The sequence below is a fragment of the Pseudomonas sp. NPDC087614 genome (assembly GCF_044743485.1).
Classification (GTDB): Bacteria; Pseudomonadota; Gammaproteobacteria; order Pseudomonadales; family Pseudomonadaceae; genus Aquipseudomonas; species Aquipseudomonas baetica_A.
In genome coordinates this window covers 1-17,701 of sequence record NZ_JBIUWN010000049.1, presented here as the reverse complement: position 1 = coordinate 17,701, position 17,701 = coordinate 1, and the positions used below count along the sequence as shown (strand labels likewise).

28 protein-coding genes are annotated in these 17,701 nt (G+C 56.0%); 14 read left to right on the top strand and 14 right to left on the bottom strand.

What is annotated here, in order from left to right:
- Nucleotides 1-60: 60 nt before the first annotated feature.
- The gene (locus ACIOWA_RS18175; RefSeq protein WP_401161112.1) at nt 61-582 is read right to left on the bottom strand and encodes an NUMOD4 motif-containing HNH endonuclease; all 522 of its coding nucleotides are present in this window, start codon (nt 580-582) and stop codon (nt 61-63) included.
- Nucleotides 582-1,214: a putative metallopeptidase gene (locus ACIOWA_RS18170; protein ID WP_401161181.1), complete on the bottom strand. Its 633-nt coding sequence runs from the start codon at nt 1,212-1,214 to the stop codon at nt 582-584. Before ACIOWA_RS18170 ends, ACIOWA_RS18175 begins: the two co-directional genes overlap by 1 nt.
- Nucleotides 1,215-1,305: 91 nt before the next feature.
- Between ACIOWA_RS18170 and ACIOWA_RS18165 the strand changes: the two genes are divergently transcribed.
- Entirely contained in the window at nt 1,306-1,557 is a 252-nt protein-coding gene (locus tag ACIOWA_RS18165; RefSeq protein WP_401161110.1) for a hypothetical protein, read from the top strand.
- Between the two features lie 39 nt (nt 1,558-1,596).
- Here the strand turns inward: ACIOWA_RS18165 and ACIOWA_RS18160 are convergent, their stop codons facing one another.
- Nucleotides 1,597-1,728: a hypothetical protein gene (locus tag ACIOWA_RS18160; protein WP_401161183.1), complete on the bottom strand. Its 132-nt coding sequence runs from the start codon at nt 1,726-1,728 to the stop codon at nt 1,597-1,599.
- A complete protein-coding gene (locus ACIOWA_RS18155) occupies nt 1,725-1,916 on the bottom strand; it encodes a hypothetical protein (RefSeq protein ID WP_401161108.1) in 192 nt (63 codons plus the stop codon). The genes ACIOWA_RS18160 and ACIOWA_RS18155 overlap by 4 nt, the downstream gene beginning before the upstream one ends.
- Before the next feature lie 114 nt (nt 1,917-2,030).
- Here ACIOWA_RS18155 and ACIOWA_RS18150 point away from each other — a divergent pair, with 114 nt between their 5' ends.
- Nucleotides 2,031-2,378, top strand: a complete 348-nt coding sequence (locus ACIOWA_RS18150) for a hypothetical protein (protein WP_401161106.1) — start codon at nt 2,031-2,033, stop codon at nt 2,376-2,378.
- A gap of 32 nt (nt 2,379-2,410) precedes the next feature.
- Here the strand turns inward: ACIOWA_RS18150 and ACIOWA_RS18145 are convergent, their stop codons facing one another.
- On the bottom strand, nt 2,411-2,743 hold the full coding sequence (locus ACIOWA_RS18145) for a phage holin, lambda family (RefSeq protein ID WP_401161104.1): 333 nt from the start codon (nt 2,741-2,743) through the stop codon (nt 2,411-2,413).
- Between the two features lie 223 nt (nt 2,744-2,966).
- On the opposite strand from ACIOWA_RS18145, the gene ACIOWA_RS18140 reads away from it, so the two are divergent.
- Nucleotides 2,967-3,707 carry a hypothetical protein gene (locus ACIOWA_RS18140; RefSeq protein ID WP_401161102.1) on the top strand — a complete coding sequence of 247 codons (741 nt, stop codon included), beginning with the start codon at nt 2,967-2,969 and terminating at the stop codon, nt 3,705-3,707.
- 553 nt (nt 3,708-4,260) lie between these two features.
- On the opposite strand, the gene ACIOWA_RS18135 is transcribed toward ACIOWA_RS18140, so the two are convergent.
- From ACIOWA_RS18135 to ACIOWA_RS18100, 8 genes are all read right to left on the bottom strand, one after another.
- Nucleotides 4,261-4,938: a hypothetical protein gene (locus ACIOWA_RS18135; protein WP_401161100.1), complete on the bottom strand. Its 678-nt coding sequence runs from the start codon at nt 4,936-4,938 to the stop codon at nt 4,261-4,263.
- Complete coding sequence (locus ACIOWA_RS18130) at nt 4,935-5,537, bottom strand: recombination protein NinG (RefSeq protein ID WP_401161098.1); 603 nt, start codon at nt 5,535-5,537, stop codon at nt 4,935-4,937. The genes ACIOWA_RS18135 and ACIOWA_RS18130 overlap by 4 nt, the downstream gene beginning before the upstream one ends.
- Complete coding sequence (locus tag ACIOWA_RS18125; RefSeq protein ID WP_401161096.1) at nt 5,534-6,004, bottom strand: hypothetical protein; 471 nt, start codon at nt 6,002-6,004, stop codon at nt 5,534-5,536. The genes ACIOWA_RS18130 and ACIOWA_RS18125 overlap by 4 nt, the downstream gene beginning before the upstream one ends.
- Nucleotides 5,997-6,224 (bottom strand): hypothetical protein, encoded by a 228-nt coding sequence (locus ACIOWA_RS18120; protein ID WP_401161094.1) that lies wholly within the window; start codon nt 6,222-6,224, stop codon nt 5,997-5,999. Before ACIOWA_RS18120 ends, ACIOWA_RS18125 begins: the two co-directional genes overlap by 8 nt.
- Nucleotides 6,221-7,018 (bottom strand): hypothetical protein, encoded by a 798-nt coding sequence (locus ACIOWA_RS18115; RefSeq protein ID WP_401161092.1) that lies wholly within the window; start codon nt 7,016-7,018, stop codon nt 6,221-6,223. Before ACIOWA_RS18115 ends, ACIOWA_RS18120 begins: the two co-directional genes overlap by 4 nt.
- The gene (locus ACIOWA_RS18110) at nt 7,005-7,931 is read right to left on the bottom strand and encodes a helix-turn-helix domain-containing protein (RefSeq protein WP_401161090.1); all 927 of its coding nucleotides are present in this window, start codon (nt 7,929-7,931) and stop codon (nt 7,005-7,007) included. Before ACIOWA_RS18110 ends, ACIOWA_RS18115 begins: the two co-directional genes overlap by 14 nt.
- Before the next feature lie 268 nt (nt 7,932-8,199).
- Nucleotides 8,200-8,622: a phage regulatory CII family protein gene (locus tag ACIOWA_RS18105; RefSeq protein ID WP_401161088.1), complete on the bottom strand. Its 423-nt coding sequence runs from the start codon at nt 8,620-8,622 to the stop codon at nt 8,200-8,202.
- A gap of 81 nt (nt 8,623-8,703) precedes the next feature.
- A complete protein-coding gene (locus ACIOWA_RS18100) occupies nt 8,704-8,907 on the bottom strand; it encodes a Cro/CI family transcriptional regulator (protein ID WP_095118653.1) in 204 nt (67 codons plus the stop codon).
- Between the two features lie 116 nt (nt 8,908-9,023).
- On the opposite strand from ACIOWA_RS18100, the gene ACIOWA_RS18095 reads away from it, so the two are divergent.
- The 6 genes from ACIOWA_RS18095 (at nt 9,024) to ACIOWA_RS18070 (ending at nt 13,327) form a co-directional block, all read left to right on the top strand.
- Nucleotides 9,024-9,812, top strand: coding sequence for a S24 family peptidase (locus ACIOWA_RS18095; RefSeq protein WP_401161179.1), 789 nt, complete (start codon nt 9,024-9,026; stop codon nt 9,810-9,812).
- Nucleotides 9,813-9,842: 30 nt separating this feature from the next.
- A complete protein-coding gene (locus ACIOWA_RS18090) occupies nt 9,843-10,067 on the top strand; it encodes a hypothetical protein (protein ID WP_401161086.1) in 225 nt (74 codons plus the stop codon).
- Between the two features lie 58 nt (nt 10,068-10,125).
- Entirely contained in the window at nt 10,126-10,395 is a 270-nt protein-coding gene (locus ACIOWA_RS18085) for a hypothetical protein (protein ID WP_221729465.1), read from the top strand.
- A 471-nt stretch (nt 10,396-10,866) separates the two neighbouring features.
- On the top strand, nt 10,867-12,432 hold the full coding sequence (locus tag ACIOWA_RS18080) for a methyl-accepting chemotaxis protein (protein WP_401161177.1): 1,566 nt from the start codon (nt 10,867-10,869) through the stop codon (nt 12,430-12,432).
- A 436-nt stretch (nt 12,433-12,868) separates the two neighbouring features.
- Nucleotides 12,869-13,066, top strand: coding sequence for a hypothetical protein (locus ACIOWA_RS18075; RefSeq protein WP_401161084.1), 198 nt, complete (start codon nt 12,869-12,871; stop codon nt 13,064-13,066).
- Nucleotides 13,067-13,126: 60 nt separating this feature from the next.
- Entirely contained in the window at nt 13,127-13,327 is a 201-nt protein-coding gene (locus tag ACIOWA_RS18070) for a hypothetical protein (protein ID WP_401161082.1), read from the top strand.
- A 597-nt stretch (nt 13,328-13,924) separates the two neighbouring features.
- Here the strand turns inward: ACIOWA_RS18070 and ACIOWA_RS18065 are convergent.
- Nucleotides 13,925-14,275 (bottom strand): hypothetical protein, encoded by a 351-nt coding sequence (locus ACIOWA_RS18065; protein ID WP_401161080.1) that lies wholly within the window; start codon nt 14,273-14,275, stop codon nt 13,925-13,927.
- Nucleotides 14,276-14,471: 196 nt separating this feature from the next.
- Here ACIOWA_RS18065 and ACIOWA_RS18060 point away from each other — a divergent pair, with 196 nt between their 5' ends.
- The 5 genes from ACIOWA_RS18060 to ACIOWA_RS18040 all read left to right on the top strand — a co-directional run.
- A complete protein-coding gene (locus ACIOWA_RS18060) occupies nt 14,472-14,876 on the top strand; it encodes a hypothetical protein (protein WP_401161078.1) in 405 nt (134 codons plus the stop codon).
- Nucleotides 14,873-15,064 (top strand): hypothetical protein, encoded by a 192-nt coding sequence (locus ACIOWA_RS18055; protein ID WP_401161077.1) that lies wholly within the window; start codon nt 14,873-14,875, stop codon nt 15,062-15,064. The genes ACIOWA_RS18060 and ACIOWA_RS18055 overlap by 4 nt, the downstream gene beginning before the upstream one ends.
- The gene (locus ACIOWA_RS18050; protein ID WP_401161075.1) at nt 15,061-15,255 is read left to right on the top strand and encodes a hypothetical protein; all 195 of its coding nucleotides are present in this window, start codon (nt 15,061-15,063) and stop codon (nt 15,253-15,255) included. Before ACIOWA_RS18055 ends, ACIOWA_RS18050 begins: the two co-directional genes overlap by 4 nt.
- 156 nt (nt 15,256-15,411) lie before the next feature.
- Nucleotides 15,412-16,299, top strand: coding sequence for a recombinase RecT (gene recT, locus ACIOWA_RS18045; RefSeq protein ID WP_401161073.1), 888 nt, complete (start codon nt 15,412-15,414; stop codon nt 16,297-16,299).
- Nucleotides 16,296-17,701: YqaJ viral recombinase family protein (locus tag ACIOWA_RS18040; RefSeq protein WP_401161071.1), on the top strand; the 1,406-nt coding region annotated here is incomplete at its 3' end. The genes recT and ACIOWA_RS18040, both read left to right, overlap by 4 nt.

The window sequence follows — 17,701 nt, the reverse complement described above, 5'->3', positions numbered from 1 at the left end:
CAGGTTCCGCAGGCCCTCGATATGTTCATTTTCCCTACCTCGGCAGGATTGTTTGCAGCGTCATATGTGCGCCCAAGAGCGTCGCGTCACCACATCGAGAGCTGTCCGCTTGTGGATTCCATAGCGATCAGCAAGCGACTCAATGTCCACTGCCGATTCAGAGTTAAGGACGCGCATCTCCAGCACCTCAATCTCGCTCAGCTTGGCCTGACCATTTGATTCGCCCTTAGCTGTCTGCAAGCCGGACGCGTAGGCGTGCAATTGATTCGCAGAGGATGTCACCCACTCCAGATTTGAAGCGATCGCATTCCTTCGGTCAGCGTCTTTGTGATTGACCTCGGCTCCAAGAAACGGAGGCTCTCCCAGAAATGCAACTGCAACTAACCGGTGAACAAGTTCGGTACGCTTACCGCCCGGATAACAAAGATCGACGCTGAGATACGGCCGAGACTTGCTACGCCCTGGAGTTTTGAGGATGCTCCCGGCTTTCGCGCAGGTTCTGGTGGTCAATCTCTTGATCCGACCCATGTTGCTTACTGCGTAGTCCGGATAGCCTTGAATCGTCTTCCACTGCTCAATCATTACGCAGACCTCATTAGACATGTGCCACATGCACTGGCGATAGATGCGTGACTTACCGATGGGGTCTTCTTGGCGGCATCAACCATGCGAGCCAAATCGCCGTCGGGATGCCCTACGCCGTATCGCTCAACAACCGCAACGAACTCGCTGACGTCATGGCCGCGCATCTCAAGCTTGGGCAATCCTTCCTGGGTGAACTTGGGCGCGCCGTACTGATCGATCGCTTGAGCGATGTGGTACAGCTCATGCTCGACCAGTGCGCAGAAGTCAGCGTCACTGCACTGAGCGCAGTAGTCGGCTGCCAGGGTGATGATGTAGGCCGGCACGTCGCCGAACCAATCCAGCATCTGCTGCTCCATCCGCGCTTTCTGCCAGCCACCGGCGCGGAACGCTACCTGCTCAGCCTGGCCTACAACCGTTCGCCCCTTCTTCGTAAAGGCCGCAGACGCCCACATCACACGAATGTCCGCATCGATCAGATGGGCGTGCTCTTCGTTGTGGATACTTCCGGTGTCGGCGAGGATTTCGGCCTGGAGCCATTCCCACACTTCCGGAGCAGGGATCAGGCGGATACCGAAGTCGCTCAGGTCGGACAGCTCAAGCAGTGTCGATGGAGGGTATGGGCGAGCTATTGTCATATCACCCTCTTGAAAGCTCCGCGTAACTTGATGAGGCGACCAATTACCAGTATTGATGTTGCTCTACTACCAAAGGAGCAAGACGATGAAATTCAAGGTAAGGGCTTACTACAACCATTCAAAACATCGGGCGCTAGCCATTCCAGAAGAAAAAACGCTGGACGATCTATCGGATGAAGAAAGGCTCTGGATAGGTCCGCAAGTGGAGGAGCAGATCAGAGAGCTCGACACATCAGAAAAACTCATCGGCTTCGACCCCCAAACTGTTTGGGATGACTTCCAGGCCAAGGGCTTCTCTACCTACGAGATCACCGCCACGGTGAAAGTGATCAAATAGTCTTAGTCTCAAAGCGTGCCGCACTTATCTGCGGCACACCTACCCTTCCCCGGCATCCAGCAGCACATCGATCAGCTGCACGCCGGCGTCGAGGTCATCTGCGACCTTGCGCAGGGTCTTGGCGGCGTCACGCCAGCCCTCACGCTTTAACTCAACAAGCTTTGCAGTCATGCCTTCACCATGTTGTGGGTCTGTGCGTGGGCGTGCCCGTGCAACTCGGCGACGATCAGGCCCTGTGGAAGTCCGGCAGCCTTGGCAGCGTCGATGGCCTTGGCGATCGCGCTATCCAGCTCGGTCAGGGCCTTGGTGATGTCCTGGCTTAGCGGGAGCGCGTGGCGCAGTCGGGTTACGTTGGTCATGCTTCACTCCAATCGGCGAGTTGGCTTTTTTGGGAAAGTGCATTACGCGAGTCGGGTATCATCGGTCCTCCTAGAATTTTCGAGAACGCAACGCTCATGCATGGAAGCCTTTTGTTGGCCGCGCTGGTTATGTCCCCTTCTCTCGCTATCGCAGCCCCCTCTTACTACGCCTACGACGAAGCCCCTACAGATGGCTTCATGTATGCCATGAGGTATCAACAGGCGAAATTGGCTTGTGGCACGCTTCCTGACGACCTTGAAGCGGACTATGCGAAGGCGATGCGATTGACCGCAGAAGCCAGCTCTGAATTTGAGAAGACCTACACGAAAGGTCTGGCAGCAAACCCGCGGTGGCGTAAACCTGCAACGGCTGAAGAACAGGAGGCAGAGTGCAATCAAGGACAGGTGGCGCTTCGTGTGACGGTCAGACTTGCACGCCAGTGGTTCCCTGGCGGCTGGTAACAACTAGCAGCGTTCGCAAAGTGCAAACTGACTTACTCACCCTTGCGGCTCGGCAACTTAAAGTCAGTCACCCGATCCGCGATGTTGCGGATCTTCTCCACTCCCAGAAAGCCAACCCAGCCGCCGGCGAAGGTGGCCATGCTCTGTGGCAGGCCGAAGAAATCCAGGCCGCTGATGATGGTCAGTGTAAGGCCGCCGCAAATGGCGCCCTCCACCAGCATCTGGCGACGTGTGCCGCCACCGTAAGTGATCCGCAAGACGGCCATGGCGCAGGAAAGCGCAGCCGCATAGAGGATCGGCGAATGCTGGCTCAACCACGCAAGCGCTATCGCCCATGTGTCTGGTTTGTCTGGCATGTTGGACATCTCGGTTCCTCCCCGTCAGGGAGTCAGGAATGTGGCAGGCCGTGACCTGCAGATTGAATCAGCTCCAACGGCACTCCCAGCTCGGAGCAATGGGTGTGGGGAGCCGAAAACGAAAAAACCCCTGCGAATGCAGAGGCTTTGAATATGGAAAAGGTAGCGCGTCAGCGGGCATACTGGGCGTTGAATAATCTCTATCACAGCAAATCATTACGAGGATGGCGGAGTGGCCAAAAGCAATCTCGGACATCTTTCGCTAGCCTTATTGGCTTGCCTCACTGGTCCCGCAAACGCGGTACCACTTGGCGTTTCACCCGAAGCTGAAGCGCTGTACTTCAAGGCATTACCTTACCTGGATGAAATTGACGACTTAAACAACGAACTATTCAGTCTTCAGCATCAGCTACCCAATAAAGAAAAAATCCCAGAGGAAAAAAAAGAAGCACTCAAAAACAAAATAAGCTCACTACTGATGGAGGCGACCCCGCTACTCAGGCTCTCATCTGATGAAGGTAATCCCGCCGCACAATACCGACTTGCTTGGCTTGCTATAGAATTTAATCCCAGAGAGCAGGTGGTAGGTCAGGTTTGCTCTTTGTTGAAATCAAGCCTGACAAAGGGCTTTGCTCCGGCTGGTCTACAGATGATCAGCTACTGCTTCGACGATGTAAAAACAGTCGAGTTTCGATCGCAGGTTGATGCCTTGCCTGAACCTACAAGCCCGTACAGTAAGTACTATCCGCAGCCAGTACTTTTGCCGAAATGCGACAGTAAGCACGCCTCCAATCGTGAAACTGCAATCGATTCACTCGATGAAAAAGCAGTTCGCGCGGATCTCTACATGAGCCTCTCAACTCAAATGTGGACGCAGAATCTTAAGCAAGAACAAATGAGATATCTTAAAAAGTCTGCAGAATACGGATGCACTCGCGCTATAGAGCGACTGAAGCTAGAAGCGGGTATCTAGGCCTTCCCGAGGGCTGCCTTGGCTACAGGTAAATCCGAGACATAAAAAACCCCCCGCTTGATAGCGAGGCTTCTTTGAAATTCTAATTAGAGGTCTGACTCTTTAACCCACTCGAATGGCAGAGCCGAGCTTCGGGTGCCATATTCGCTTTTGGTATGCGCACAAACAATGGTGCCCGACTTGACCTCCAGCCGCATACCTTCCGAATAGAATTGGTCTGCAGCGTAGCAACCCTTCATAGGGTCATTTTCCACTCGCTGCTTTTGGCCTTGACTGCTATCGGTTGCCTGCTGAGCGAATGCTTGCGAGGCGGCCAACGCGACAATAACTGACGCTACATAACGGAGCTTCAACATCGTTTTACCCTTGGGGTTTTTTTCGTCCATATACAATGAAGGCACATCGCCGTCATTTCAATGACGTCAAAAAAAACCACTGGTAAATCAGGCATTAAAAACCCGGCTTGATGGCCGGGTTCAGGGTTTCGTGTGCGTTTCGCGTTACTTGTGCACTATGGGAAAATTACCTCACAAACCCCAACATAGCAACACTTTTATGCCGCATCTTCAGATTTTTCATCAAAAATCACCTGCCATATAGGTTGCAATGCCTGAACATCAACTTCATGAATTGCCTCACGCAGGAAATTCCACACATCCTTCCAGTCGCGATCCCAGACTTTCGGCTCGATCCGCACGCCGTAAAGCTTCAGCATCCCCTCGGCCACTCGCGCCGGTCCCCACTGCTCCCCTCCGTGAGCCTCAATCTTGTAAGACTGGAGGGCCATGGTGATCATGTAGTGAGCTTTCGCAGCCTTGGCATCCGTCAGCGCGGAAAAGTCCACATCGTTCCAGATCAGCTTCTCGGCGTTGAGTACGTGAACCATCGTCATGCACGGGTGGTACAGGTAATGCCCGAACTGCTGTACTTGGAACGGCAGCGTGTCGATCGCGCGCAGCACTTTGCCAATCATCGCCAGGTGCGCGGCGCGAGCGGTAGAGCGGCCAACTGGCGTGCGACGCGTCTCGCTGATACTGATCCTTTCGCGCACGACCTGAATACGCTCTTCCTTATCTTCACCAAGTGCGGCGAATACGGCTTCATGCCGGCGCATCCGGGCACCCTTCTTCACCGGCGCAGACTCTGCCCGGTCAATGGCCGCAGCGCTGATCGACGCGTTCGATTCGTGCTGAGCCTCAGTCCACACCTGCCTTGCGTTGATCAGTTTCATGCGGCTTCCTTTTTCAGTTCTTTGGTCTTTGCCCGGTATTCGGCCTTGATGGTTTTGATTTCTTCGACGGTGTGCTTGCAGGACTGATGAGGTCCTTCGAGCCAGGCCACCTTGTCGGCGCCGATGCGCTGCACCAAACGGATGCGGTACTCAACCGCGTTGCCGGACAGGTTGCGATTGCACTTCACACACTGGCGGTGGATGTTCAGCGGCTCGAAGCGGAGCTCAGGACAGGCGCCGACAGAACGGTAGTGGCCAGCGTCCCAGCGGCTGCCGGTCATCAGGTCGTTGTCGTTCGGCATCGAGTCGCAGCTGATGCAAGGCAGGTGCGCGTCACGCAGTCGGACGTACTCGTTCACAGCGGCCTGTGCTTCGCGCAAGTGTTCCGCCCTGCTCTTCAGCTTCTCCTTGCGGACTTTGATCTCGCGGCGCTCACACTGGTCGATTGCCTTGCGGGCTTTCTCTCGGTGACGCGGGGCATCCATTGCCGCACAGGCCGGACTGCATACGGCCTGCCCCATGCGCGACGGGATGAAAGATTTCCCACAAGATGCGACACAACATTTCTTCGGCTTGGGCTGCTTCCGTTCAATCGTCATGCAGCCTCCTGGCTCAAGAGATCGTCGAAGTACACGCCCTGCTGAGAGAAGCGCGCGACGATACGGTCCGTGTACGCCACACCCTGAGCGCGATTGAACAGACTGGTAACCGGGAAGCCGTCCGGGCCGAAAAGCTTGCAGCCCCCCATCATTTCCAGCTTTGTCGCGTACGGCAGATGTCGCATCACGCGGTACCACTCAGCCTGAAACCCGGCGTCCTCGTTCAGCAGGATCTGCACGCCGACGTGCAACTTGCAGTACCGGCGAGCGTCGGCCGCGTCGCCGATCTGGGTCATCTCGGAAATCCGCTTGTACATCGCGAACCACAGCCGGTTCTGATCGAGCGTGCGATCCTTACCGGGGCGTAGCGAAACCACGACGAACTTCTTGTCGCGGTACATGGCGCTGAGCTTCGTGATGGCCTCGGAGAGTTTCGCCTGACAGTTCACGGAGATTTTGTCAGCCATGGGTGGCCACCTTGTTCGGCAATCCGTTGATCAGCTCGCCGAGTTGCTGTGTCAGTCGTTCGTTCTCAGCCAGCAGCTCCAGTGCAACCTCCTCCACCGTCCTCTCGCCGAGAAACTCATGTAACGCCTCAAGGTTCTGTGTCCACTCTGTGCCACCAGTCCGGTATGCACCAACTTCAGCCCAGAGCAATTTCTGAAGTTTTTGTTTGTCGATGCTCATTGAGCCGCACTCCTTGCTTCCAATTGTTCGGCCTGCCGAGTGAGCAGCGCCCGGCGATCTGCCAGTTCGTTGGCTGCCAGAATTCGTTGTTCTGTTTTTTCCTCGGCCGATGCTTTGCGCATGGCCAGCATCGAGTCTTTTACTGCGGCAAGCCTCTCGCGCAGCTTTGGTGAAGGCCGTGCTACCTCACCGGTGATCAGCGCGACCACTGCCCGGCCGTCCTCGGTAACTGGTGCCACGCTCAGGTCAGCCAAGTACAACTGCCCGCGGTCCTGCGGGATGCGCTGCATCTGCACGGCCTTGGTGATCGCCTGCGTGCGGCGGTTGGCGTCGAAGCCGATGGACACATGCCAGTTGACTTGCTTGTTGTCCTCACGGGCCTGCCCCACAAGACGCTCGTAAGCACTGATGAACGCCATCCGCGCCCCGACCTTGTCGCCGGCATCGAGGACAGGTTTTGCAGCAGCCAGAGCGAGCTGGATTTCGTCAGTGAGCACCACGGTTTCAAACTCGTCGTTCGAGGTCATGGCGATCGCCCATGCTTCGTCTTTTCCCGGGCGCCCGTCGCTTGTCTGCACACGCTGCAGGACCTCAGCCATCACTAATTTGCCCCTCACCTCGAAGCGGCAGGCCTTCAATGCGGCGCGAACTACTGGCACCGGGTAGGCGCTCAGGTCTTCCGCCATGATCGCCGCAGTGCCAGGGTTCATTTCCTGACCCATTGCTTCAGCGGTAGCGATGATGGCCGAAGCCAAGCCGGCGGCCTGAGCGTCGTTCATTTCAGAGGTATTCATTACGCTCTCCCGACTTGCGTCTGGCCAAGACCAACTGAGCGGCCTGTTCCGCAGCGGAAAAGTTCGCTTCAGTGCGCTCCATCTGGCGGGCGGTGGTCCCGTTGATACGCTGACCGGTCACCCATTGGGTGTGGTAGCTCTCGGCGTTGGCCAGCAGCTCGTTGAGGCTGTGGCACTTGCGCAGCACGGCGGCATCGGCGGTTTTCAGGAAGTGTGCAGCGACGTGGTGAGCGACATCGGCACCGAGGCGGTCAACCAGTTGCCCGAGCTGACCACCAACCTTGGCGTTCCACACAGGCCAGGTGCTGTAGCGCTTGCGGTAGGCCATGGCGTAGTTCGCCCAAACCTTGAAGGTTTTGCAGGACTGGTCTTTTGGGCCTGGCATGTCGGCAGGGATCTCGACCCGTGGCGCATCGGTTCGATCAACGACCAGCACCAAACCGCGGGACTGAGCCGGCACGACCTCGGCGGAAGCCGGGGGTGCAATTGGTTCAATGACCGGTTCATTGACTGGTTCAGAAGAGTGACTGATTCTGGGTGCAGCACCTGCACTACCCCCTAGTGCAGGAGATTCACTAGGGGGTGAACCTGCTGCACCACCCGGGTGAACCTGCTGCACTACCCCTGGTGCAGGAGGTGCACCACCATCAAGGGTCAGGAAGTAAACATTCGACGAATTGCCCTTCGGCCCACCCTTCCGGATTTCTTTGCGAAGTAGTCCCGAGCCGCACAAAGCGGCAATGTGGTTCATTACAGAGCGCTTGCTGATCTCGCACTGGTCAGCGATGTGTTGGTAAGACGGCCAGCATTCACCCATATCACTGGCATTGTCTGCCAGCTTGATGAGGACCAGCTTGCGCAATGGATTGCCGACGCGAAGCTTCATCGCGGCGACCATAAGGGCCATGCTCATGCTGCACCTCCAGCAAAGAGCAAGGCTGGCTGGTAGTTCACACCCAACATGAATGCCTTCACCTGGTTAATCGTGACGGTGGACCGCATGTCACGTGTTCCTGACGCGGGATGGGAAAACAAGCGTGCGCGACACGTTTTTCGAATTCTGAAAACGTGTCGCGACATTGTTCGGGGTATTGCTCGAAGTTGGTTGGCTCTGCATAATCGGGCCTCTCTAGTTTTGCGAATCAGCCGACCTTCTCCGTCGGCTTTTTTGTGCCCGGGACTCAGGCGGCCTTCACCGAGGCATCCATCACGTCTAGGCTCTGTCGAACGTGGTTGATCTCCTGGCGGATCAAGTTTTTCTCGAAAGAATTGACGTGGTTGTCATCCAGCGCCTGGTGCACCGCGATGGTCAGATCGGCGACCTCTTTGCCGACGTTCATCAGTGATTTGGTCAACGCTTGCGGCTCCGGCGCAGCTTTCGCAGCAAGGTCGAAACCAAACTCGCTCGCCAGTGCCGCTAGAGGACGCATGTCACCTGTGTGCAGCAGAATCCCGAACAGATGCTCCACGGTCAGGTGGTGTGCGTCGTTGTCCGGATTGGCGCGCTGAAGCAGGCCAACGTGAGGAACGCCCATCTTTGCAGCCAGGATCTTGGCTTCGTTGTCCAGGACAGCGCTCTGGCAGGCCCGCAGAAAATCTTCCATTCGTAAAACCTCAAATTTGTTTCCGTGGTGCCCTGCCATTACGTGAGCGATCATTTGTTCAGGCAGTTAGCGATGAACGTTTCAAGCGGCTGTGCGTTTGGGTCGCGCAGGGATCGGGCGAATCTCGCTCGCCTCAATGCGCCCGTCGTCATAAAGAGTGATTTCAATGCTTCTGCCGGCTCGAACCATTTGCGAGATCGCGCTCTGGTTCACGCCGAGAGCAGCAGCTAGCGCGGCTTGAGTGCCGTGCTCTTCTAGGTATTTGCTCAGGGGGATCTTTTTCATGGAATTTCCACGGCTTGATATCTGCCACGGATAGTAGCAGCGCTGCTTTTTATCAGCAACAAAATACTAGCAGCGCTATTTGCTTGGATATCAGCTCTGCTAATACTCTTGTCCGTATGAAAATACGCCGCTCACTTACCCCCGAAGAAGTCGCCGAGAGCGCCAGGCTCAAGGCCATCTACGAACAGAGGAAATCTGCTGCAAAAGCTGCCGGGCGCAGCCTGACGCAAGCAGATGTTGCCGAGGCGTGCGGATGGTCTGGGCAAAGTGCTTTCAGCCAATATGCCACCGGGAAGGTGCCGCTCAATGTGGAAGCGCTGCTGAAACTCGCAAAGGCGCTCAACTTCGATGCAAGCGAAGTCAGCTCTCGATTGTTATCCACTGTTGCTAGCGTGCAGCAAGAGCGCATCCAGCCAAGCGTGAAATTAGGAAATATCGAGACTTGGGACGACGAAACTCCGCTCGACGACGACGAGGTCTACGTTCCCTTCCTTCACGAAGTCGAACTGGCGGCGGGATCAGGCAGGTTCGCGATCGAGGAAAGCGCCAATTCACGTCTTCGCTTCAACAAGAAGGATCTTCGCCACAACGGCGTCCAGTTCAGCAACGCGAAGTGCGTGAAGGTCGGCGGCAACAGCATGGTGCCGGTGCTGCGCGACGGCGCCACGGTTGGCGTAAACGTGGGGAAAAACTCCCTGAGCGATATCGTCGACGGCGAGATGTACGCTATCAACCACAACGGTCAGCTTCGTGTGAAACAGGTCTACCGTATTCCGATCGGACTTCGCCTGCGCAGCTTCAACCGTGATGAACATCCAGACGAGGACTACACGTTCCAGCAGATTCAGGAGCAGCAGATCTCTATTCTGGGACATGTGTTTTGGTGGGCAATGTATTCGCGGTAGGCGTGATTTTTCATTTGGCAGAATGCCCAAATGGACACATCGCAGCTTGACGTGATCTGCAACCTTCTCAAGCAAAAAAAAATAGCCCGGCCAAATGCCGGGCTTTTTTTTGCCTTGACCTTGATCCTTCTAGGCGTCGATCTACACTCACTCGCACCGGCAGTAGCTCGTAACGGTGTTTTCTTAGGCCTCGTCTCGCAGATACAAGGCTCGTGGAAAACTTTTCAGGATTGGATTCCGGAAACCATCGAATAAACGGGGCGTACTCCGAAAAGCCAAATGAGTAGGAATTTTAAATAGGGAGATTTAATTCATGACAGCCCAAGAACATCTTGTAGGTGGATGGACCCCTTATCACAAACTGACTCCAAAGGATCAGGAGGTCTTCAAAGAAGCATTGGAGGGCTTCGTAGGTGTTGGTTACACACCTGAAGAAGTTTCTACCCAAGTCGTAAATGGCACCAACTACCGTTACAAGTCAAAAGCTACGCTTCCAGGCTCTCCAGGCAGCTGGCAGGCGATAGTGGAAATTTACGCTCCTATCAACGGCAAGCCACACATCACTCAAATTCACAGAATCTAACACCGCAGTAAACTTCGGGTCCTCACATTCGTGGGGCCCGAAGTCTGATTAGGTCCCGTCCACCAACCCTCCCCTTGCGTTAACAAACATCGCGTTGGCATCTCGAACGAGTTGTCTCGATTCCGTGCCCGATCACCCCCTCCTCCAACATGTCCGCCAGCTTAAGGAGATCATCGTAATATTGCTCAGCGTCCATCCGGATTTCGGACTCTTCAAATAATTTGCCCCCGGCGGCCAACGCCTTCCGTTTCCGGTCGTCACTCATGACGGATTACCTGGTGAGTGCCAATTTCACCTACGTGGACTTTTCCCGATCAAAATCAAAAGCATATCTAAGCGATCAACTTGGATCCAAAAAAACACCAAAAAAATAAATACAACTCATTGTTATTAAAAGATTTTTTTATAAAAAACACTCACCTTATTCAAGCTTTGGCCGATGACTTCTTAAGGAACCAGGGAGTCATCGGAATGAGAAATAATCAGCCCATAACACAGCGTGAGATTTCACTCGCACCACAGCAGAAGCTCATCTCGACGACAGATGCTCGAGGAGTCATTACGTACTGCAATGACGCCTTTGTAGAGATCAGCGGCTTTGACAAAGTCGATCTTATTGGTGCGCCGCAAAATATCGTCCGTCATCCTGACGTTCCCCCTGCCGTCTTCACCCACATGTGGGCTGCCCTTAAGCAAGGCAGGCCATGGATGGGCATCGTTAAGAACCGCTCCAGAAATGGAGATCATTACTGGGTCAACGCCTACGTCACTCCAATATTTGAAGGCAGCCAGGTGGTGGGCTTTGAATCAGTCCGAGTCAAACCAACTACTGATCAGATACGCCGCGCTGAATCCCTATATAAGCGCATCAGTCAGGGAAAGCCGGCAATCCCTCTTCATGACCGCTGGCTACCCGCTCTATCGAATTGCCTGCCGTATGTAGCCATCGGCTTGGCAGGCTGCTCATTCGGTTTATTCTTCAGTGCACCTATAGCTACAGTCTTGGCTATAGGCATAGCAGTGCCGATCGGCTTGCTCTCTTCGCGCTGGCAGACTCGAGGAACTCTGCGCCTATTGCAGATGGCCGAACCCTCTACCTCAGACTCATTGATCGCTCAAATGTACAGCGATGCAAGCGGGCCAGAAGCCCGTTTAGAGGCAGCCTTCATCAGTCAGACCTCGCGACTTAAAACTTGTCTGACACGCCTGCAAGACACGGCCGAGCAACTCAGTGCGCTGGCGGAGCAGTCCGACGTGCTTGCCGCTGACAGCTCGAAAGGCCTGGATCGCCAGCGTGTAGAAACAGAGCAGGTATCTGCCGCGGTCAATCAGATGGCTGCAACCACCCAGGAAGTTGCAAGCCACGTCCAGAGGACGGCTGATGCCACCCAACAAGCCAACCATCTGACCAGCCGAGGTCGTGATGTGGCTCGAGATACCCGTGAGGCTATCGAACGGCTCTCTGCTGTTGTTGGCGAAACAAGTCTGACGGTCGCACAGTTGGCCAAGGACAGTAGCGAAATAGGCACAGTCGTCGACGTAATCAAAGGTATCGCGGATCAAACCAACCTATTGGCACTAAATGCGGCAATCGAGGCTGCGCGCGCTGGCGACATGGGCCGAGGTTTCGCGGTTGTAGCTGATGAGGTTCGCCAATTAGCACAGCGCACTTCGCAATCGACTACTCAGATCCATGATCTGATAACCAAGCTACAGACTTCGTCCAACAACGCGGTACAGACAATGGAAAGCGGCCACCGCCAAGCCCAAGAAGGCGTTTCTTGGGTGCTTGAGGCAGACAAGGCCTTGGTGGGTATCAGCGAGGCGGTCTCCAACATCACGGACATGACCACGCAGATTGCTGCTGCCACGGAAGAGCAAAGCGCCGTGGCCGAGGAAATCAGTCGCAACATCACAACGATCGCCCACTTAGCCGACCAAACTTCCGGGCAAGCACACGAATCGGCAAACCTAAACAAGGAATTGACCAAGACAGCGTCTACGCAGTATTCGTTGGTTGAGCGCTTTAACCGATAGCTGAACAATTTCCGCGAGAAGCCCGCCCAGTGCGGGCTTTTTTACGCCTGCAGAAAATTTAATTAGCAGCGCTATTTACATTAAATAGCAGCACTGCTACTTTTATTCGCAAGCCATACAACAACGGCCCAGCAGCGAAAGCCGCGCCGCTCTTTAGCTCCACCGCTTCACCTTGCCGGATCACCACCGGCCCAGATTCAAAGGCAGCGATGAACCGGCCTCAACGGTTCAGAGGGTTGGCAACTGACCCGGGCGTGCAGCGTAAAACGCCAAGAACAGTTATCCAGCGGGAGAACAAGCCGAAAGGCCCGCGGCTGGAAGAACAACACGATTCAAGCCAGTGACGGCCGCCAGTAGCGGGTCACGGCGGAAAGCATCACTGAAGCCCGTTCACTGAGCGGGCTTTGGGATGACAACCAAGCAGGAGCAAGACGAAATGACTTATTCAGCCACCAAAGAAGCTTTCCAACGTCGCATGGTCAACGCCATTGAGCGCGATGAAATGTATTCGCTTCGCGACTGGACGACCTTTGAGCTTCACGATCTTGAATTTGCAGCCGAGCTGTGGAGCGCGCCAATTGCGCAAGCCGCAATCCTCGAAGAGTTGGAGCGCCGCGATCTGGCGGCTGCATGATGGGCCTTTTCCTGATGCACCTGGCGACGGGTGCATTGGGAAAACAACCGGGAGCAAGTGATGAACGACGTCCAGATAAAACGGGTAACGGAAATTGTTCAGGAGATCGCGACTGACGAGAGCATCTGCTTTGATGAGGCTTTCTCAATCGCGATGGGGCATTTGAAGCATTGGGCGGACGAAATGCCTAAAGGCAAGCCCTTCTCCGGAGGGGGAAAAGATCAGGCTGTTGGAAGCCAGGCCGACCAATTTTCGGACTGAGATACGAAAATCCAAGGGCCGCCGTGCGCTGAAAGCGGAGTTGCAAGAGTCCTGATTCTCTCGCGAAGATCGGTAATCTCAAGGCTACTCGTTCCGAAATAGGTTCCGATTGGCAGCTTTCGAATGCTCCCGTCCGAAAATACGACAGTCTTCTTGAGGCCCAACAATTCCATGCCTGCGTGAAGTTCATCGTAATCCTCCCAATCAGCCTTGAGCAGCTCAACTCGCACCATAAATTCAGCCATCAACGTATTCCTTGTCTCAACTGTGGATCCAAGATCCTACCTATTTCCCCCGACTGTGGAAAGCGAGGAAACAGGAAGCCTGCCCCTGTAAAAACAGGCGCCACGACAGCCTGTCGTTAACTGCCCGATCCTCTCTATGAGAGCGCATCGGGGTGTGATTTGGAGTTTGCCTCGGCGGATCAGGGGCGCCCTGCGTGCGGGGTGCGGTCGACTAGGTAGCGCTGCCGAAATCGACGTAATTCTTTAGGGTTCGAATCCCTGCCAAATCACACCCCGATGCGGACGAAACTGCGGCCTATAACCGCCCACCTGCATCAGGAATGAATCACAGCGAAGTGAGCAAGCGAGGCACTTACTTCGCGGTGATGAACCCGCCACAAAGGCTGTCCAGCAAGCTCTGGCCGCCTTTGGAATTGAAGAATTCCATCGACTGCTTCACTTCCATTTCGTACCGAGGATTTGTAGCAACATCACGGATGTGTTTCGCCATCTCGTCAGTCATGCCCTCTTTCTGCTCCGTCAGGAATTTTTCTAAAGTGATACCTGCTTCTGGATGTTTCTTCGCGCACGCCTGGGTGGATGCGACAGCCATAACCGCAGTGTTGTGGTCTGCGACAACGTCGGTGGCAGCCGGAGATGGGACAGCATAAGCGAGAGCAATCACCGCGATGGCTGTAGCACTGCGAACTTTACTCAGAAACATTCATATCTCCAGATCTCAATTATTTGGCATTAATGCCAAGACGTATCGGCCAAGCTCGCTGGTTCCTTTAGCGATTTAGTCACCCTTCCCCGACACCACCCGAATGCACTCCCCTCCGCGCCCAACGGCAACCAGCGGAGCGGATGAGTGCATCCGAGTTTTGTTGGATCAACGCCCCGCCACTCTGGAGACGACCATGTCAGCTCTACGCAAGCCCATCCCGGAAGACGACTTTCTCGAAACAGAGGCAGGTCAGGAATGGCTGGCCGAATCGGTCGACGATCTGCTTTATCGGCGCCACGTCGAGGCACCCAACCCGGTGGGCCGAAGCAAGGTCCTGGTCAACGCTGACCACTTGCCGGAAGCGCTGGCGGATCACATGGCAGCGAATCCGGATCCTGATCGGTACATCGAGAAGATTTTGATCGAGCTGATCAGGCGGAAAGAAGGCGGGATTCTGCACGCCTGGGCCATCGAAGCCGTCGGCGGTGATCCGCAGATCGTTCGGTCGCTCGCCAGCGACCTGGTCGCGGTGCACGCCAACGAATACCGAGATGCCAAGCGCGAAAGCGATCGCGTGGAGCGGGAGTGTGGGTTTTGAGCCCTCACATCCTGATCGATCAAGCGCTTGATGGAGTGTCGGCACCCGCCGGCGAAGAAGACATCAGCCTGCTGGTGCAGGCGCTAATCACCCGCCTCTTCACCGACGGCGCGATCACCACTGACGAGTTCAACCACTACTGCAAACGCCTGCGTGACAACTGTCAGCGGCGCAAGGAGGATGCATGAGTACGGCACCGGTTAAATCGCTGATCGACGAGCAACTCGAGGACATCGAAAACAAGATCGCCCTGCTCGGCTTCGGCCTTCCCTTCAACGAGGTGATCGGTCGCAAGCGCGAGGATCTGGTCGCCAATCTGCCACAGCGCCTGGCACCTTCCATGAAGGGCAAGCGGATTACGGTGAGAGTTCGGCCGTGACTGGTCGCCAATGGGCGCGTCGCTTGATCATCTGGCGCGGCGCGCTCTCCTCCCTCGCCGTTTTCACCTTCCTGATGCTGCTTAGCGCCCTCGCTGACCGAATCACCCAATAAACAAAGCATTCAATCGCTGCGCAGCGCGCGGCAAGGAACAGTCATGTCAGCTCAAAGCGTGGCGCCGGTGGCGCACGACCGAAACCTTCACGTCCTTCCGCACGCAGCGACCAGTACCAGCGCTTTGGTTCTGGATGGTGACAGCCTGGACAAGATGATGCGCTTGGCCGAGGTCATGGCGACCGGCCGTGCCACTCTGCCGAAGCACTTCAACGGCAACGCAGCGGATTGTCTGGCGGTCGTCATGCAATCGATGCAGTGGAAGATGAACCCGTTCGCCGTGGCGCAGAAAACGCACCTAGTCAACGGGGTACTGGGTTACGAAGCGCAGTTGGTCAACGCAGTGATCACCACCTGCGCACCAGTGCTGGATCGCCTGCATTACGAGTGGTATGGCGCTTGGGAAAAGGTGATCGGCAAATTCACCATCAAGAATGGCGACAAAGGCGAGTACCGCGTCCCGGGCTGGAAGCTTGAGGACGAGCAAGGGTTGGGCGTGAAGGTCTGGGCGACCTTCCGGGGCGAAGACGAGCCCCGAGTGCTTGAGTTGCTGCTGGCCCAAGCCCGCACCCGCAACAGCACGCTCTGGGCGGACGATCCTCGCCAACAACTGGCATACCTCGCCACCAAGCGCTGGTCGCGACTCTATTGTCCGGACGTGATCCTAGGCGTGTATAGCCCGGACGAGCTGGAAGAAACCGCGCCGACCATTCGCGACGTGTCGCCAGCGCGCGGCGCGGCATCGGTAGAGCTCCCGCCCTACCCCGACGAAAAGCTCGCAGAGAACTTGCCCAAATGGCAAATCGCTGTCGACGCCGGCCGCTCCGCCCCTGATCACCTGATCGCAACCGTCAGCAGCAAATTCACCCTGAGCGAAGAGCAGATCGCCAAGATCAAAGCGCTCGCGCCAATTGAAGGAGACCACGAATGAAAATCCACAATGTCGCTCAGGGCTCCGAAGCCTGGCACGCGCTCCGCGCCAACTACTTCACTGCGTCAGAAGCGCCGGCAATGATGGGCGCCTCGAAGCAAATGAAGCGCACCGAACTGCTGCATGCGAAAAAGACCGGGCTCGATCGGGACGTGTCGTGGTGGGTGCAGAAAAACCTCTTTGATAAAGGACACGAAGCCGAGGCACTTGCTCGGCCGATTCTAGAAGGACGAATTGGCGAGGACCTGTTTCCCGTCGTCGGTACCGAAGGTGATCTGCTGGCATCCCTCGATGGGTGCACGATCCTCGGCGACATCCTTTTCGAACACAAAATGTGGAACGAGCAGCTCGCTGCCGATGTTCGCGCCGGCATCCTTGATCCGCACTACTACTGGCAGCTCGAACAGCAACTGCTGGTCAGCGGCGCAGAGAAAGTAATTTTCGTCTGCTCCGACGGCACCGAGGAAAACTTCGTGTCGATGGAATACGCGCCGGTGCCGGGCCGCGCCGCAACGCTCGTCGCAGCTTGGAAACAGTTCCAAGCTGACCTGCTGGACTTCACTCCGGCCGAGGTGGTGCCGGAAGCCGTCGGCAAAACGCCGGAGTCATTGCCAGCGCTGCGCATCGAAGTGACCGGCATGGTCACCGCCAGCAACCTGGAGCAATTCAAAGCCCACTCGCTGGCCGTCTTCAACTCGATTAATACCGAACTGGAAACGGATCAGCACTTCGCCGATGCAGAAAAAACGCTCAAGTGGTGCAGCGATGTCGAGGAGCGCTTAGAAGCTGCTAAGCAGCACGCCCTGAGCCAAACCGAAAGCATCGACGCACTGTTCAAGACGATCGATGACATCGCGGCGGAGGCACGGCGCAAGCGCTTAGAACTGAACAGTTTGGTGAAAGCTCGCAAGCTCAGCATCCGTGAAGACATCGTCATGGATGCAGCCAAGGCGCTGCAGGTCCACATCGACCAGATCAACGCTTCACTGGCCGGCAAAGCGCGGATGCCTGCGGTACCAGCGAATTTCGCCGGAGCCATCAAAGGCAAGAAGACGATCAGCAGCCTGCGCGACTCTGCCGACTCCGAACTGGCGCGAGCGAAGATCGCTGCAAGCCAAATCGGCGACAGCATCCGGAGCAACTTGGCCAGCCTGGACGAGCTTGCCGCCGAATACATGTTCCTCTTCAACGATATCCAGCAGTTGGTGATGAAGGCGAACGACGACTTGGTCGCGCTGATCAAGGTGCGCATATCCGAACACCGGAAGACAGAGCAGCAGAAAGCCGAAGCGCAGCGCGAGCAGATTCGTCAGCAGGAGCTGCAGCGCATTGCGGACGAGGCGAAAGCCAACGCACCGGTTGAGCCTGCGCCAGTCGACAGCCCAGCACCGGTGAAAGCCGC